Raw genomic sequence first — 14,439 nt, 5'->3', positions numbered from 1 at the left:
TCGACAATATGAGGTGCGGTCATCGTGATGACACCTTTCGAGTGGGTTGTAGGAGATTCCTCGAAGGATCACACGGTGGCCGCGCCTACGTCTACGACGAAGCCAGCCACCGGGCTACACCACTTTATGGGGCACTACTGGCGAGACCGCACGCTACGGCTACTCCCCAGTCCATACTCCGTGAGCTCTTCACTATTTCTCGTCCTTTCGCTGGCTGTGCGTCCAACGTAGGTCGCCGAGGTACTCATTCGCGTCCCCCGCGCGAGGGATATGGGCGTCCCCCGCACGGGTGCCTCGAGACAGCGACGGCACCTTTCGGCGTACGCCGGCGATCACGCCACAGGGAAGGACCAGGTCGCGCCCTCAGCGGCTGTCCGATGATCGGGTGCGCACCGCAGCCGCCCACGTTGTCGCGGCGTCAGGACGGAGCAATCTCCCTCAGCGGTAGCGGGCAACGACCTCGACGATGAGGGTCAGCCAGTCATCCGGTCCGCTTCGGTGACCACGTCGGCTGACAAAGGCGTATGCGTCGGGAGAACGGGTGAGCACTCCCAGATGCTGTCGATCGCGCGAACCGTCGCGGCGCACCCACAGCACCCACGCTTCTCCGAGTGGACGGAGGGTGGCCCACGCGGGTCCCCTTGGCGTGTCGAGTTTTTCGAGCTCGATTGCCTGTCCGTACTGCGGTTCCATGGATGAGATATTAGCGAGGCTGGCGTGCCCGTCGGCGACCGCAGCCTGACGTCGGATCAGCCCACTTCATCGACGTAGTGCATCCCGTTGGCCCAATTCGAGAAACGCAAGAGGCTTCGAGACCCGTCACTTTGACTGCAGCGCGCCCGTTTCATCGACAATGAACATATCGGAATCGCCGGTCGGAACCCGATGTGTCGACATGCCCGCGTCAACCGCGTCGGGGTGAACTCCGGACAAGTTGAAGCTTTCGTCGCGGCGGAGCATCTTAGTAGTCGCGACGCCGCGGTGAGCGAGCAGGCAGTCCTCGATGCGAACACCACCGTTGGCGGGCCGCAGTGAAGCGAGCGACGTAGGCCAGGTAGCTGCTCCCAGTATTGCCGCCCTATCGGCCTAGGGACCTGCCGCCTGGACCCCCTCCCCCGGCACGACAGGCCACCAGCACAGGTTCCCCGTGCTCGACCGTCCACCACGATCGGCACACCTGCACTCGAAGCATAGATCCGCTTCTCGCGCAGCGTCGAAGGGGTTTCCAGCCCGTGATCTCCCGCAGCGAGCGTGAGCCGCGATCGCACGGTCATGCACGGTGGAGTCCCCCAGGAAAGCCAGCAAGCGGTCCCGCGCCGTTCCCCAGACTCCCTGCACCGCGGTCCGGGAGCAGACGGAGCGTCAGCTCTCGGCCACCACTCCCACGATGACGCCGAGGACCACGGCTACCCCGACCACGATCCAGGCGATCGTCCACGGTCGGCGCTCGAACAGCGGCACCAGGCCGGGGTGGCGCTGCTCCAACAGAGCGGGCGTCACGGGTTCGACGATGACCTCCGCCCGGCCGAGCGCGTCACTCAGGGCCATCAAGTCCCCGGCGTCGTAAACCTGACCTGACAACCGAAGGAACGGTTTACTTCCCCCGGCGACGACCGCGAAGGCAGGTGCGACTCCGCTGCCGAACTGCTCGTACTGCAGCGCCAGGACAGTCTTGGTCACGGTCCCCACCGGCACCCGCTTTTCAAAGCCGATGAGACGGCGGACCACGACCTCTGTCCCGTCGACGCTGACACGGGTGACCATGGTCGCGATCGCGAGCGCCCCCACCACGATCCCTGCGCCGACGACGGTCCAGATCGCCCAGCCAGGCAGATCAGTGTTCTGCAGCCCGAGACACCCCACGACGACAAGCGGGAGGAAGATCGCGGCCCGGAAGGCCAGCCCCCTGCCGAAGGCCTGACGGCTGGGCCTTATCGTCAGGTGCGGGGAATCGGGCGGCTGCATTGGGTGCATACGCCGAGTCTTACACTGGGCCGCAGACCCCGCAGCAGCTCGCCCTAGCCAGAAGTAATCCAGCCAACGACGTCGCCATTCTGAGTGTCCACGATTTCAGCTCGCGGAACCACGCACCCCCGGCTCCGCAGCAGACGGCGAATGTCCGTGCCCTACATCAGAGTCGCGGCACTGACGAACCGCAGATCCGGCGTCACCTGAGCGCCGCGGGCGGCCTCGTCAACGTCAATCGCCCGAAGTTGACTGGCGGCTTGCCCCGGCTATCGAGGACGGAGCAACCGAACTCGGCTGACCGCACCGCAGTGATAGTCGGCGGCCAGTCCCAGGGCCACGCGCACGGCTCCCTCGCCGAGTGATGGGCGGCGAAGATCACGACGTCCTCGGACCCAGACAGCACCGTCATCTGGCGTCACCCACACCTCCTGCCCCTCGCCGAGTGATGGGCGGCGAGAGCCAGCTAAGCCTCGACCGTGGGCGCAGTCAGCTCTCCACGTCGAAAATCGAGGCGTCCTTGCCATCGACCGAGTTGACGTAGTCAAGCGGAGAGCGCCCTGACTTGTTCCTGATATTCCGATCGGCCCCGGCCGCGATCAGCGCCTTGACAACATCCGGACCAGATTTGGTACTCGACACCGAATCCCACAGCGCGGTGTTGCCGTTCAAATCCTGAAGGTTCGGATCGGCCCCAGCCGCGATCAGAACGATGATCGCGTTCCGAGCCCCCGCGCGAACGGCATAATGCAACGCCGTAGCATTGGCCTGCGGACCGCGGGCATTGACGTTGACACCCTTACGCAGAGCCTTACGCAGAGCCTTACGCAAGCCCTTCACATCATCCGCCGAAGCTGCAGCAGTGAGATCCACCGCGTTCATCACCATCTCGATCCACCACTCCTCGCACGGCTCACACCGCAGCAATTCATCCGACCACTGGGACCCTCCCAGCCTAGGACCGACGAGTCTGAATAGCTGGCCGAGACGCCCCGGTGTGCGCAGCTGCCCATGTAATCGGCGGCGAGCACGCGCTGCTGGTAGTCCAGGACTTGAGGGTCGATGACGCGCTTTGTTCGCCAGGCGGGCAGACCCGATCGTATCGTGCGGCACGCTGACGCAGCTCAGACGGCGTGCCGACCTCGCAACCCTGAGGAAGCCTTGCTGGGGTGGCGTGTCTCCTCCTGCTGCATTCCCTGTAAACGGGATGCTCTAACCGGCAGCGAGTATGTCACGACTCGTTCTTTGCGCGTGCGGGTCAGCCTGGTCGTCAGTCCCAGCCCGGCGTGACGACGATCTTCCCGGTGGCGTGTCCGCTAATGGAGCGAGCGTAGGCGTCGCGTACCTGGTTGAGCGGGTGGGTTGAGTCAATGGGTAGTTCGAGCCGCCTCTCGGCCAGCAGGGCGACAAGTTCGGTGAGTTCATTGACGCCGGCCGCAGCGCCACCAACGCCCATGACCGCGTGGGCACTGCGGGCAGGGTAGTCGGCGATGGTGTTGATGCGTCGAGCAGGAACGCCGAGCGCGAAGGCTGCGGCGACAGTGCCATGTCCGACGGTGTCAAGGACGACGGAGATTCCTTCAGGGGCGGTGTGGCGGAGCCGGTCGACGAGGCCTGGGCCGTGGGCGATGGGTTCGATCTCGAACCGTCGCAGGAGAGCATGATTGCGGGGGATGCCGTTCCGATGACTCGTGCACCCGTGTGTGCGGCGAGTTGCGCGGTGAGGATACCGACACCTCCGGCGGCGCCGCTGACAAGCACTGTGTCGGCGGGCGAGAGATGCTGCGATCGCACGCTCGCCATTGCGGTGCGGCCGACCACGTTGAGGGCTCCGGCCACCACCAGCGGCACGTCGTTGGGAACGCGGGCGAGATGGCGGGGTTGGATGACGAGGTGGTCAGCCATCGCGTGGAAGCGTAAACCGCCGAATACCCGATCTCCGAGCTGCCACTCAGGGGGCACGGCGTCTCCGATGGCGGCGATCGTGCCGGAAAAGTCGTACCCGGTGCCGGAGGGCAGGTTACGGTCATAGTCGTCGAACAACGGTGCCCCGCTGAAGATCTTCCAATCCACCGGATTTACGCCAGCTGCCGCGACCCGCACCAAGACTTCGTCGGGGGCAGGTGTCGGTACTGGCCGCGTCTCGATGTCGAGAACCTCGGGGCCACCGAACCGGTGGTACACGACACGACGCGAGATCAGCTCGTCGGCACGCGCGGGTCTTGTGCGGTCCTGTTGCGAAGCTCTAGGCATTCTCGTCTCACCATCCGGTTTCTGCGTTCTGAACGTCTTGAGGATTGTGAAAGAGACAGCGATATGAAGAAGTGATGGAGAAGCAACGGGCAGGCTCGGTGCACACGCCATCCAAGAAACCGAGGGCAACAGCATCGCCTTCTGACTCGGTCAAGGGTAGCTCGCCGAATAATCCCGAGGCAGCCAGAGCGCCTCATCCTCACAGGAACACCTGACGCGCATCCGCCAGACTTGTGAGCTGCTCAGTGGAGCGCGCGCAATCAGAGCTCCATCGCGCCTGGCAGCGACACAAAGCAGATGATGTCGGACGCATCGCGCCCCTGCGCGCGGCCGCGGGATCTCCTCTTCCGCGGCGGACCGCAGGGCCGGGTAACGCGATCAAGACGCCAAGACGATTCGAAAGACGCCATTGCGGTCACTGTTGCGGGTCGAGCACGATACGTCCTCGGAACCCGCCTGCGTCGAGTAGTCGGTGGGCCGCGTGGACCTCGCTCAGTGACATCACAGTGTGTACCCGCGGCGTGAGCGCGTCAGCCACCGCGGCCTTGAGCAACTTCTTGAGCAGTTCGCCGTCAGGGGACACGACTACGGCCTGGGTGCGGATGCCTCGGACGGAGTCCGGCACGGCCACCGGAATGACCCCCACATAGTCACCGCCATCGCGTGTGCTCGCGAGCGCTTCGTTACCCACGGCGGCGGCATCGAGGACGGCGTCGAACAAGATGTCGCCAGTGAGCGATTCTGTGAACATCGCGCCCGTGCGGCGCACCGAATCGGCGTCTGTCGCGCGCGCGAGGCCTGTCACGGTGAACCCGAGGTCGCGAGCAAGCTCGATTGCGTACCCACCAACGCCGCCCGCAGCACCAGTGACCAACAGACGGCGGCCACGTGGTTCGCCGACCAGCGCGAGCGCCTGATATGCCGTGGTGGCATTGAGTGGGATGGTCGCCGCGAGGTCAGAGCTCAGCGAAGCCGGTACGAGTGCGCAGTCATCGGCGGCGATAACCATCCGCTCGGCGTAAGGTCCGTGCGCGCGGTCGACGCCGCCAATGAGGGCGGCGACCCGCTGCCCGACAGCGAGCCTCGAGACACCTGGACCTCGCGCCACGATGACGCCAACGGCATCCCATCCCAGACCCACGGAAGTCACCGATACCCACCCGAGCTCATGGTAGACACCGCTGCGCGTCTGAGCATCTACGGGATTCACGCCCGCCGCCTCCAGCGATAGCAATACCTCTCCCTCGCCGGGCACGGGGTCCGGCAGGTCGACCAATTCGATGGCCTCCGGTCCTCCGGGATTCGTGACGATCGCTGCGCGCATGGAGTGGTCCTTTCGTTTGAGTGGCAACGCTGCAATGCTGGTCGAACTACTCTCCGAAAGGAAGTAGGCACCCACAGGTGCGTTAGCCTCTAGGAGTGGAACGTATGCCTACTCAGACCGCACAGCAGCGCAGGCTCGAGGCGAAGGTCGCCTACGACGCGTACCTCGCGACGTGCCCGAGCCGTCAGTTGCTCGCGACCCTGTCGGATAAGTGGGTGGTGCTCGTGCTGAGCGCCCTCCACGACAGACCCGCTCGCTACTCCGACCTTCGGCGTCGGATCGCCGGCGTCAGCCAAAAGATGCTCACACAGACGTTGCGCGGCCTCGAACGCGACGGACTCGTAAGGCGCACGGTCGTCGCGACGGTCCCGGTCACAGTGACGTACGAGATCACTTTCCTCGGATTGTCTCTGCATAAGGTCGTCGCTCAACTCAAGTCCTGGGCGGAAAGCAACATGCAGTCCGTGACGATCGCGCGACACGCCTACGACGCGCCCGAAGGCGTGGACTGACCTGACGCGACGAGCCCGGCCGCAGAAGCAGCCCGGTGTTCTGAGCCGCGAGAGCGCCTCCCTCAAATGCGAACGCCGTGTTTCCTTGGTCCATTCGAGGCGCCTTCCAGGAGAGGGTCGCTGAAGCGCGTGGAATGGGCCCATTGCCAGTCGCTTCATTGTCCGACAAATCCCTTGATCTTCGGGGCTGATCCATCTTCCGCCCCTGTCGCAGTTGCGGTGCGCGCATGACCCGTCCCTCTTATTGAGTCCAGGTCGCCTGGATAGTCCGGAACTGCGGTCGCGCACCTTCGAAGTCGTTATGGCGCTGTGTATACCGGCACATACTGCGTCGGGCCCGCGACGTTACCGATTCCGGATCCCCATTCGAGGTAGCCGTCCCGGCCGGAGCCGTCGGCGTCATTCAGCAGGAACGAGTACGTGAATCGGGTGGCCGTCGCTGCCACGCCGGTCTCAGTGCGCGGCAGAACGATGGTGTAGCTCGTAGTCGTACCCGTGCGTGTGATCGTGGCGGACGCGCCGCTGACCACCCCCGCCGTTCCGGAGAAGCGGTAGACGACAGGTCCGGATGTCACAAGCGCTGCCCCGAAACTCGCGACCGGCGAGGACGCCGTCGGCTTGTCCTCTGCGAAGGCGAACTGGATCGAGTCGCCCTGCCAGAGAGTGTCGGCCGCCGGGCCCGCCTGCTGCACGTCATCCGTGATCTCGGCGTGCACCGTGATCGTCGACGCGCCGTAGCTCACCCACATGGCGCCCGAGTGATCCGGTGCTCCCCCGTCCGCACCGCCGGCGGAGACCCACCGTGCGCTCGAGGCGAGAGTCGCGTACGGAGGATTGGTGGTCCCGTCCGGACGCACCGGCGAGAAGCTCGTCGTGCCGGTCGTGGTCTTCACCACTCCGTTCGAGAACGTCGCCTTCGCGGAGTAGTACACCGGTCCCCACACGCCGACCCCGGCGATCGGCAGATCGACGACAGTGGTCGCCGTCGCACTCACGGCCGTGCCCGGCGTGACGGTCGCGGAATGCGCGCCGACCGTGTACTCGACCTTCGTCAGCGTCACCCCTGATGTTCCCGGGTAGTCGATGAGGAGTTGCAGCGGCCCCGCGCCTGTGGCGCTCGTCGCCGGTCGCACGCCGAGGCGCGGATTCTCGACGACCGTCGTCGCCGCGGTGAGCGATGCGCGCACGGCTGACGACCGGGTCACCTTGACGGGGATCGATTTCGCTCCCGCCTCCGGATACGCTGGTGCCGAGAGGGTGCCCTGCACTAGCTGCCCGGCGACCGGAGTGATGGTCACGCTGCTGCTGCCCGGGCCGGTGAAGGTCACCGCTCCTGTCGCCGAACCGCCGCCGCGCAGGTCGACCGATACCGTGACCGGCACGTTCTGCGACTGCAAGGACTGGGCCGGCGCCGTCGCGCTGTAGAGCGCACTCGGACGCACGGCGACGGCCGTGATGTTCGGCGCACTGACGTAGAGCGGATCCGCACCGAGCTGGACGGTGGCCTTGCCGCTCTCCGGGGTCAGTGTGGACGTCGAGCCGTACAGACTCGTCTGGGTCACCGCCCCGGTCGACGACAGCGCGACGGTCGTCGGCGTCGTGGCCCACATGATGCGCTTTTTGGCACCAGCGGAGTTCTGGAAGACGATCGAGTACACCCCCGCTCCGAGACTGTCGGCGGAGGCGACGGTGTAGCCGCTCAGCTGGCGGGCCATGACGGCCTGCGTGACCATGGCCGGCTTCGGCGCGATCGCCGGGTTGCTGTCGGGATTGCGGTACATGCCGAAGCGCCCCTCCGGCGTCTCCTCCTTGTAGTCGTTGAAGAGGTCGTAGAGCATGTAGCGGTTGACGCCGGCTTTGAGGCTGAGTGCCGCATCCCGCACCAGATAGCGCGCCTGCTCCGCCTCGGTGTTCGTTCCGGTGGTCCCGTTCATCGTGGGCCAGCCCGTCTCGGTCAGCCATAGCGGCTTGTTCGCCGACGACGGATGCGCCGCCATGACCGCCTTGACCGCCGCCACCGCCGCCTCGTTCTGTCCTTCGGGCGCCGCCGGGAACGAGTAGTTGTGCATGTTGATCACGTCGACGAGGGACCCTTGAGGGCTGGACAGGAACGCATCGAGCCAGTCACGAGCGATGAAGTTGACCTCCGGGTGCCCGGTCGTGTCACCGCCCGCCCACCAGGACGTGATTCCCGCCATGCCGGTGAGCACGATCCGTGCAGACGGCGCGACAGCCTTGATCGCGGGGGCCGCGGCCGCGAGCATCTGCGAGTAGCAGCTGACCGTCGCGCCACAGGGGCCGAGATGTAGCCCCCGGGATGGTTGTACTCGTTGTAGATCTCATAGTCGACAGTCGTGCCGAACTGTTGCGCGACGGCAGCTGCGTAGTTCGCATACGCCGTACGCCCGGCCGCGGTGTACGGCCGATTGCCCCCGTCGTATAGCGGGTTGGCGAAGCCGAGAACGACGAGCGGACGGATACCCCGCGCGTTGAGCGATGCGACGAGAGCGGGGTAGTTCACGGGGCTCGTGAAGACGTAGTTCCCGGCCGTCGGCTCGATGCTCTCCCACCGAAGATCGAACCGCACGCTGCCAAGGCCGGCATCCTTCAGCGGGGTGACGGTGTCCAGCCCTGGCTCATAGTCCGGGTGGCTCGTCGTCCCGAAGGGGTTCGTGGCAGCCGTGGGCGCGGTCGCGAGTCTCGCGACGACTGCAAGGGATGTCTCGGTGTAGAACGAGCCTCCCTGCAGCCGGAGTGAATAGTAGCCGGCGGGCAACGCATTCAGGTTGATGCTGGCCGTGCCGGAGCCCGAGACAGTCGCCGTTCCCTGGAGAGTGATCGCACCGTTCTGATCGGCGACATTCCAGCCCACCGTCGAGCTCGAGGCTGCCAAGGTGACCGAGGCCGCGCCAGGCGCGAAGACAAGCTTGGTGTTCGTGACCGTGACACGGTCGGAGTACGTCTCGAAGGAGGCGTTCGCCAACAGGTTGGTGGAGCTGCCGGCTACCGTCATCGAAAGGTCGTCGAGCCATAGGGTTCCGGTGTCTTGGCCGACGAGCATGAAAGGCGTGACGGTCTGATCGGCGGCAGAAGTGAAGGTCCAGGTGAACGCGGTCCACCCGTAGGTACCCCCGGCGAGGTAGCGGGCTTCCGTCCAGGACTGGTTGAGGATGATGCGGTTAGCGTCGTTGCCCTGAACATTCTGCGCCTTCACCCATCCGGCGATTGTGTAGGTGGTCGACGGGGCAATCGTCAGGGGCTGGGCGACACCGCCATACGAGTTGCCCGCGCGCGCGCTGGTGTGCTCGATCTTGAGCGCTGCACTACCACCGTGCTTGTTCACCGTGTCGATGCCGACCGTCAGCTGGGCGGAGCCGTTGGAGTATGAACTCCACGAGGGGATCGTGTTCTTCTGCACGACCGCGGCGCTTGCCGCGCCGGTTGCTCCTGCGGTGACAACGGCGAGCGTCACGAGAATGGCAACAGCGGAACGAATGGCGAGTCGAGCACGGTTCATGGCAAATCTCCAATTGAGACAACGTTGTCTCTCGGCAAATTAGCCCTCGCTGATGACGGGGTCAAGCCCCCTGCTCTTACATAGCGCGAAAGCAGGCCCGCAAGCCCGGGAAGCTGGTCGGCGCGCTCCAGTGCAGATCCGACTGCCACTACGCGCGCACCAACCGCGAGAAAACTCGCTGCGTTCGCCGAATCGACACCACCTGTTGCGACGAATGACACCGCAGGGAACGGCCCGCGCATGGCGCTCAGCCACGCAGGGCCGAGGGTCGACGCCGGAAAGGCTTTGAGCCAGTTCAGACCCATCTCAGTCGCCAACTGCACCTCGGTCGCGGACGCCACTCCGGGAAGGCTGGGCATACCGGACGCCCACGAGGCGCGCACCACCACAGGGTCGAGCCCGGGACTCACTGTGAAGGCGGCTCCTGCGTCACGCGCCGCACGCACCAGTTCCGGGCGGGTGATCGTTCCTGCCCCGACCGGGAAGCCGCGCTCGGCCGCGGCGGATGCGACGTCCCTCAGCGCTTTAGCATCTTCCTCCGACTGCAGAGGGAGTTCGACTACCGTGATGCCCAGTTCCCACGCGATCTGCGAGATTTCGAGGCTTCGCTCGGAGCCGAGCCCACGCAGTATCGCCATCACAGGAGTATTGGTAAAAGTGCTGTCAAACCAGTCGTTGGCCAGCTGGGCGGTGACCTTCATAAGGCCCTCCTCACGAAGTCTGACGTCGTAGAAAGCGAGCGTTCGGCGAAGGCGTGACCACGGGCGAGAGCGGCGGCGCTGTCGGTGGAATCGAGCAGCGCATCCAAGTATCCTGCCGAAAAGGCGTCGCCCGCGCCGATGACCTCAACAACGGGAACGGCGGGGGCGGCGGCGAATGTTACTGCGTCGTCGCGGTACTCTGTCGCACCAACGGGACCGTTTTTGACAACGAGCCGGCGCGGCACCGACAGCAAGGAGCGCACCTCGTCGGGAGTCGAGGTGCCCCACAGCGCCTCGGCCTCATCGAGGCCAACGAAGACAATGTCGACGCGGGACGCGAGGGCTGCCAGAAGCGGCGCCGCGTCGGCCGGCGACCACAACGCGGGACGGAAGTTGACGTCGAACGACAGGTGCACGTGTGGATATGCGCTCACACGGTCGACAATGCGTTCTACGAAGCGGCGGCATTCGTCAGAAAGCGCCGGGGTGATGCCGGTGAAATGAACGAGCGTGGCGTCGCCGAGCGGGAGGCGGTCGGCGTAGTCGGCGTCCAGGCGCGACGCTGCGGATCCGTCTCGGTAGTAGTGGACGGAGCTGCGGATGCCCTGCGGATCCTTGAGATAAAGCCCTGTACGTGCGGTGGCGTCGACAACTACGTCACGGGTGTCGACGCCGCCCTCGGCGAGCTCACTCAAGATGCGACGCCCGAAGGGGTCGTCGCCGACCGCGGATGCCCACGCGACACGGCGACCAGCCTCGGCGAGATAGAGCGCGACTGTGGATTCAGCCCCGGCCACACGCAGCTGCATGTCGCGGGCGTGTTCGAGTCGCACTGTCGATGGCGGAGTCACGAGCGCCATTGTCTCGCCGATCGCGAGCACGTCGAGGCTCATCAGACGCGCTCCACCCGCAGCAGCAACGTCTGCTCAGGGTTGATGGCAGGCAGGGGCAGGCCAAGCACGGACAACAACTCGCCGGTGGTGACGATATCGCCGTTGGTCCACGCGGGCGCGCGGCGCTGCATGACGCTCGTCTGGACCGCTTGGATCGCACTCACCCGGTAGTGCGCGGCCGGGTCGAGACCGATCAGCTGCGCACTGCCGGGCAACTCGTTCTCGCTCGTGGCCGAAGCTGTGACGAGGTAGAGTGCTTCATCCTGCGACGCGGACACCACCCCGTGCAGTCGGTAGGCATCGTCAAACAGATCGGCATGCACACGGGTGCCGGAATGAATGAGCGCACGATGCCGCTTGTACAGGCCGATGAGCCGCGCGAGCGTCGTCGACTCATCGGTACCGTCCGCCGACGTCTCGGCGCCCCACTCGAACCCGAGATGACCGAAGAAAGCCGTCGCCGCACGGTACGCCAGGTCGTGCGTGCGGCCCGTCGTGTGGGTGGCTCGCGCCTGCCCGATCTGAGTCCCGACGAGCTCGGGCGGCAGGATGACCTGCAGCCAGCCCTGCAGGTTCTCGCGCTCGAGCGCGTCGTTCGTATCCGTCGGCCACACCCGGTCGGCGTGTGCGAGAACACCGAGGTCAAGACGGGCCCCTCCCGCCGAACACGACTCGATCTCCAGCCCGGGATGCGCGGTCTTGAGCGCGTCCATCATCCGGTACACGGCGAGGGTCTGGCCGCGTGGAGACACTAGCATTGGGTCTCGATTCTGATCCCACTTCAGATAGTTGACGCCGTTCGCGGTGACGACCGCATCGATGCACGTGAAGACGTGCTGCCAGGCATCCGGATGGGTCAGGTCGAGCGTCTGCTGGTGCCGCCATCGCGGGGGCAGATCGGGTCCGAGGCGGGCAATCCATTCGGGATGTGCGCGCGCCAGATCGGAGTCCTCGTTGACCATCTCGGGTTCGAACCACAATCCGAACGACATGCCAAGTCCGTGCACGTGGTCGGCAAGCGGGGTCAGGCCGTCCGGCCAGCGGACGGGGTCCACCACCCAGTCGCCAAGGCCGGCGGTGTCGTCGACCCGCCCACGGAACCACCCGTCGTCGAGCATGAAGAGCTCCGCGCCTGCTCGCGCGCCGTCGTCGGCCACACGCGTCAGAGTCTCGAGCTCGTGGGCGAAGCCGACGGCTTCCCACGCGTTCACTACCACCGGACGAGGACTGGTCGGATGCTGCGGGCGGGCGCGCAGCCACCCGTGGAACGCCGCGCTGATCCCGTCCATGCCGTCAGCGGAATATGCCGCGTAGGTGGTCGGAGTCTCATGGGTTTCGCCGGGTGCGAGCACCACCTCGCCGGGTTCGAGCATCTCTGCGGCGCCGAGCACCGTGTGGGCCGACGGTCGCCGCTCCGCCCACGTCTCCTGGTTGCCGCTCCAGCCGAGATGGGCGGCCCAGACCTCGCCGCTCCGGAAGCCGAAACCCGGGGTGCCTATCGCGAAGAGCACCGGGTTGTCGTGCCCGGGGCGACCATGTCGGCTCGAACGCAGCCACAGTCCCTGCGGAAGGCCGTGGCGTTGCGGCGCGGCCTCCCGACACCAGCGCCCCGTCAGATCGAGCATCTCACGCGCCCGTGGCGGCACGGGAAGCACGGTCGCGACGTCCTCGATCTCGAGATCGGTGGTGCCGTTGTTGTGCACCGCGTGGGAGGCGAGCAGGAGTCCGTGTTCCGACAGCTCGAGCGTCGAAGTGACATGCACACCCGCGGCGGGATCGCCATGCCGCAGCGAGAGCCGCGAATCGTCCGACGAGACCTCGAAGCCGACCACGGACAGTCGCGCCCACACGGCGCGAGCGCCACGTCGCATCCGGATGCCGGGCCGCCCGGGCCATCCCGCCTCGAGCGACGGGAACAGGTCGAGAGACATGCCGGCATCGATCTCGCTGGGGGCCACGGCGGGGACGAGCGCCTCGACGTCGGGTGCCGACGCCAGTCGCCTCCCCCAATGCACGATCCGGGCACCGCCGGTGCCGTCGTCCGGAACCGCGATCAGCACGCTCGCCGGGGCAGGCGCACGATCCGGCGTGCGCAGGTGGACGACGGTCACCACTCGGCGAAGCTCCCGTCCGGATACGCCCACACCGGCGAGCCCGGTTCGAGAGGGCCGTCGACGACAAGGCTCCGAACAATATCCTCATCGATGTCGATACCGAGACCGGGACCCGTGAGCCGAGGGATGTGTCCGTCCACGAGCTGGAGCACCTCCGGATTCCGCAGAATCTGCAGCCATGCACTCGACGGGTTGTGCACGTCGATGACCTGCTCCTGCGCGAAGAAGTTCGGCACCGCGAAGTCGACCTGCAGGCAGGCCGCGAGCGTCACGGGACCGAGCGGACAGTGAGGCGCGACCTGCGCGTCGTAGATCTCCGCCTGCGTCGCGATGCGGAAGCTCTCGGTGATCCCGCCGGCATGGGAGAGGTCGGGTTGCACCAGCGCGATGCCGGCCTCGAGCACCCCCCGGTAGCCCCAGCGATCGTAGAGTCGCTCGCCTGTCGCGATCGGAATCGACGACGCGTGCACGAGCTCGCCGATCATGGCCGAGTGCTCGGGGCGGAGCGGCTCTTCGACGAACGCGAGGGAGAACCGCTCGAGAAGCGGAAGGATCCGCCGCGAGTGCGGTACCGACAGCCGCCCGTGGAAGTCGATGGCCAGGTCGACATTCGGCCCGACGGCATCCCGCATCTCCCCCACCTGGCCGACGAACCTCTCAGCCCACGCCGGGGTGTCGATGAACCCGACCGGGCCCTCGTCCGGTGCGAACTTGAGCATCGTGTATCCGGCGCTCACCAGCTCGCGGGCGCGCTCCGGGCTTCCACTGCGTCGCACCACGCCGGGACCCGCATAGGTGTTCGCGTGGGCGTAGATCCGCGCGCGGTCGCGACTCGGCCCGCCAAGCAGCTCGTGGATCGGCGCGTTCAGCACCCTGCCCTTGATGTCCCAGAGCGCTTGATCGATTCCCGACACTGCCGACCCCATGATCGGGCCGCCGCGGTAGAAGCCTCCACGGGTCAGCACCTGCCAGAGACGGGTGATCTCGCGCGGGTCCTTGCCGATCAGGTACTCCGCCATACGGTCCACTGTCGCTGCGGTCGGGCGCGCCCAGTTTTCCGCCACGGCCTCGCCCCACCCGTCGATTCCGCTCGAGGTGGAGATCTTCACCAGGGCCTGACGGTTGCTGAGCACCAATGTCTCGACGGCGGTTATGCGCAT

General features: G+C 66.1%; 12 protein-coding genes and 1 pseudogene. 1 reads left to right on the top strand and 12 read right to left on the bottom strand.

Features of this window, described 5'->3' with window-relative positions; translation table 11 throughout:
- Positions 1-438: 438 nt before the first annotated feature.
- The 6 genes and pseudogenes from QZ258_RS02565 to QZ258_RS02545 all read right to left on the bottom strand — a co-directional run bounded on the left by QZ258_RS02565 (position 439) and on the right by QZ258_RS02545 (position 5,542).
- The gene (locus QZ258_RS02565) at positions 439-693 is read right to left on the bottom strand and encodes a hypothetical protein (RefSeq protein ID WP_294178748.1); all 255 of its coding nucleotides are present in this window, start codon (positions 691-693) and stop codon (positions 439-441) included.
- 669 nt (positions 694-1,362) lie between these two features.
- On the bottom strand, positions 1,363-1,974 hold the full coding sequence (locus QZ258_RS02560) for a hypothetical protein (protein ID WP_294178746.1): 612 nt from the start codon (positions 1,972-1,974) through the stop codon (positions 1,363-1,365).
- 480 nt (positions 1,975-2,454) lie between these two features.
- Positions 2,455-2,853, bottom strand: a complete 399-nt coding sequence (locus QZ258_RS02555; RefSeq protein WP_294178744.1) for an ankyrin repeat domain-containing protein — start codon at positions 2,851-2,853, stop codon at positions 2,455-2,457.
- Positions 2,854-3,235: 382 nt separating this feature from the next.
- The gene (locus QZ258_RS12390) at positions 3,236-3,541 is read right to left on the bottom strand and encodes a zinc-binding dehydrogenase (protein WP_363181871.1); all 306 of its coding nucleotides are present in this window, start codon (positions 3,539-3,541) and stop codon (positions 3,236-3,238) included.
- A gap of 362 nt (positions 3,542-3,903) precedes the next feature.
- A pseudogene (locus tag QZ258_RS12385) lies at positions 3,904-4,218 on the bottom strand (alcohol dehydrogenase catalytic domain-containing protein); the annotation flags it as partial.
- Between the two features lie 415 nt (positions 4,219-4,633).
- Entirely contained in the window at positions 4,634-5,542 is a 909-nt protein-coding gene (locus tag QZ258_RS02545; RefSeq protein WP_294178740.1) for an NADP-dependent oxidoreductase, read from the bottom strand.
- A gap of 104 nt (positions 5,543-5,646) precedes the next feature.
- Here QZ258_RS02545 and QZ258_RS02540 point away from each other — a divergent pair, with 104 nt between their 5' ends.
- Entirely contained in the window at positions 5,647-6,054 is a 408-nt protein-coding gene (locus QZ258_RS02540) for a helix-turn-helix domain-containing protein (protein ID WP_294178738.1), read from the top strand.
- A 299-nt stretch (positions 6,055-6,353) separates the two neighbouring features.
- Here the strand turns inward: QZ258_RS02540 and QZ258_RS02535 are convergent, their stop codons facing one another.
- From QZ258_RS02535 to dgoD, 6 genes are read right to left on the bottom strand one after another with little or no spacing between them, the layout of a single operon-like run.
- Positions 6,354-8,162: a hypothetical protein gene (locus QZ258_RS02535; RefSeq protein ID WP_294178750.1), complete on the bottom strand. Its 1,809-nt coding sequence runs from the start codon at positions 8,160-8,162 to the stop codon at positions 6,354-6,356.
- Positions 8,129-9,571, bottom strand: coding sequence for a hypothetical protein (locus tag QZ258_RS02530; RefSeq protein ID WP_294178737.1), 1,443 nt, complete (start codon positions 9,569-9,571; stop codon positions 8,129-8,131). The genes QZ258_RS02535 and QZ258_RS02530 overlap by 34 nt, the downstream gene beginning before the upstream one ends.
- On the bottom strand, positions 9,568-10,272 hold the full coding sequence (locus tag QZ258_RS02525) for a bifunctional 4-hydroxy-2-oxoglutarate aldolase/2-dehydro-3-deoxy-phosphogluconate aldolase (protein WP_294178736.1): 705 nt from the start codon (positions 10,270-10,272) through the stop codon (positions 9,568-9,570). Before QZ258_RS02525 ends, QZ258_RS02530 begins: the two co-directional genes overlap by 4 nt.
- Positions 10,269-11,153 (bottom strand): sugar kinase, encoded by an 885-nt coding sequence (locus QZ258_RS02520; protein WP_294178735.1) that lies wholly within the window; start codon positions 11,151-11,153, stop codon positions 10,269-10,271. The genes QZ258_RS02525 and QZ258_RS02520 overlap by 4 nt, the downstream gene beginning before the upstream one ends.
- An 11-nt stretch (positions 11,154-11,164) precedes the next feature.
- Positions 11,165-13,279 (bottom strand): alpha-galactosidase, encoded by a 2,115-nt coding sequence (locus QZ258_RS02515; protein ID WP_294178733.1) that lies wholly within the window; start codon positions 13,277-13,279, stop codon positions 11,165-11,167.
- Positions 13,273-14,439: a galactonate dehydratase gene (dgoD, locus tag QZ258_RS02510; protein WP_294178731.1), complete on the bottom strand. Its 1,167-nt coding sequence runs from the start codon at positions 14,437-14,439 to the stop codon at positions 13,273-13,275. The genes QZ258_RS02515 and dgoD overlap by 7 nt, the downstream gene beginning before the upstream one ends.

Origin of the sequence: uncultured Schumannella sp. (assembly GCF_905479755.1) — a bacterium.
In the GTDB taxonomy this organism is placed as follows: Bacteria; Actinomycetota; Actinomycetes; order Actinomycetales; family Microbacteriaceae; genus DCRR01.
Note: the sequence above shows the minus strand (reverse complement) of the source record. Positions and strands in the feature narration are given on the sequence as shown.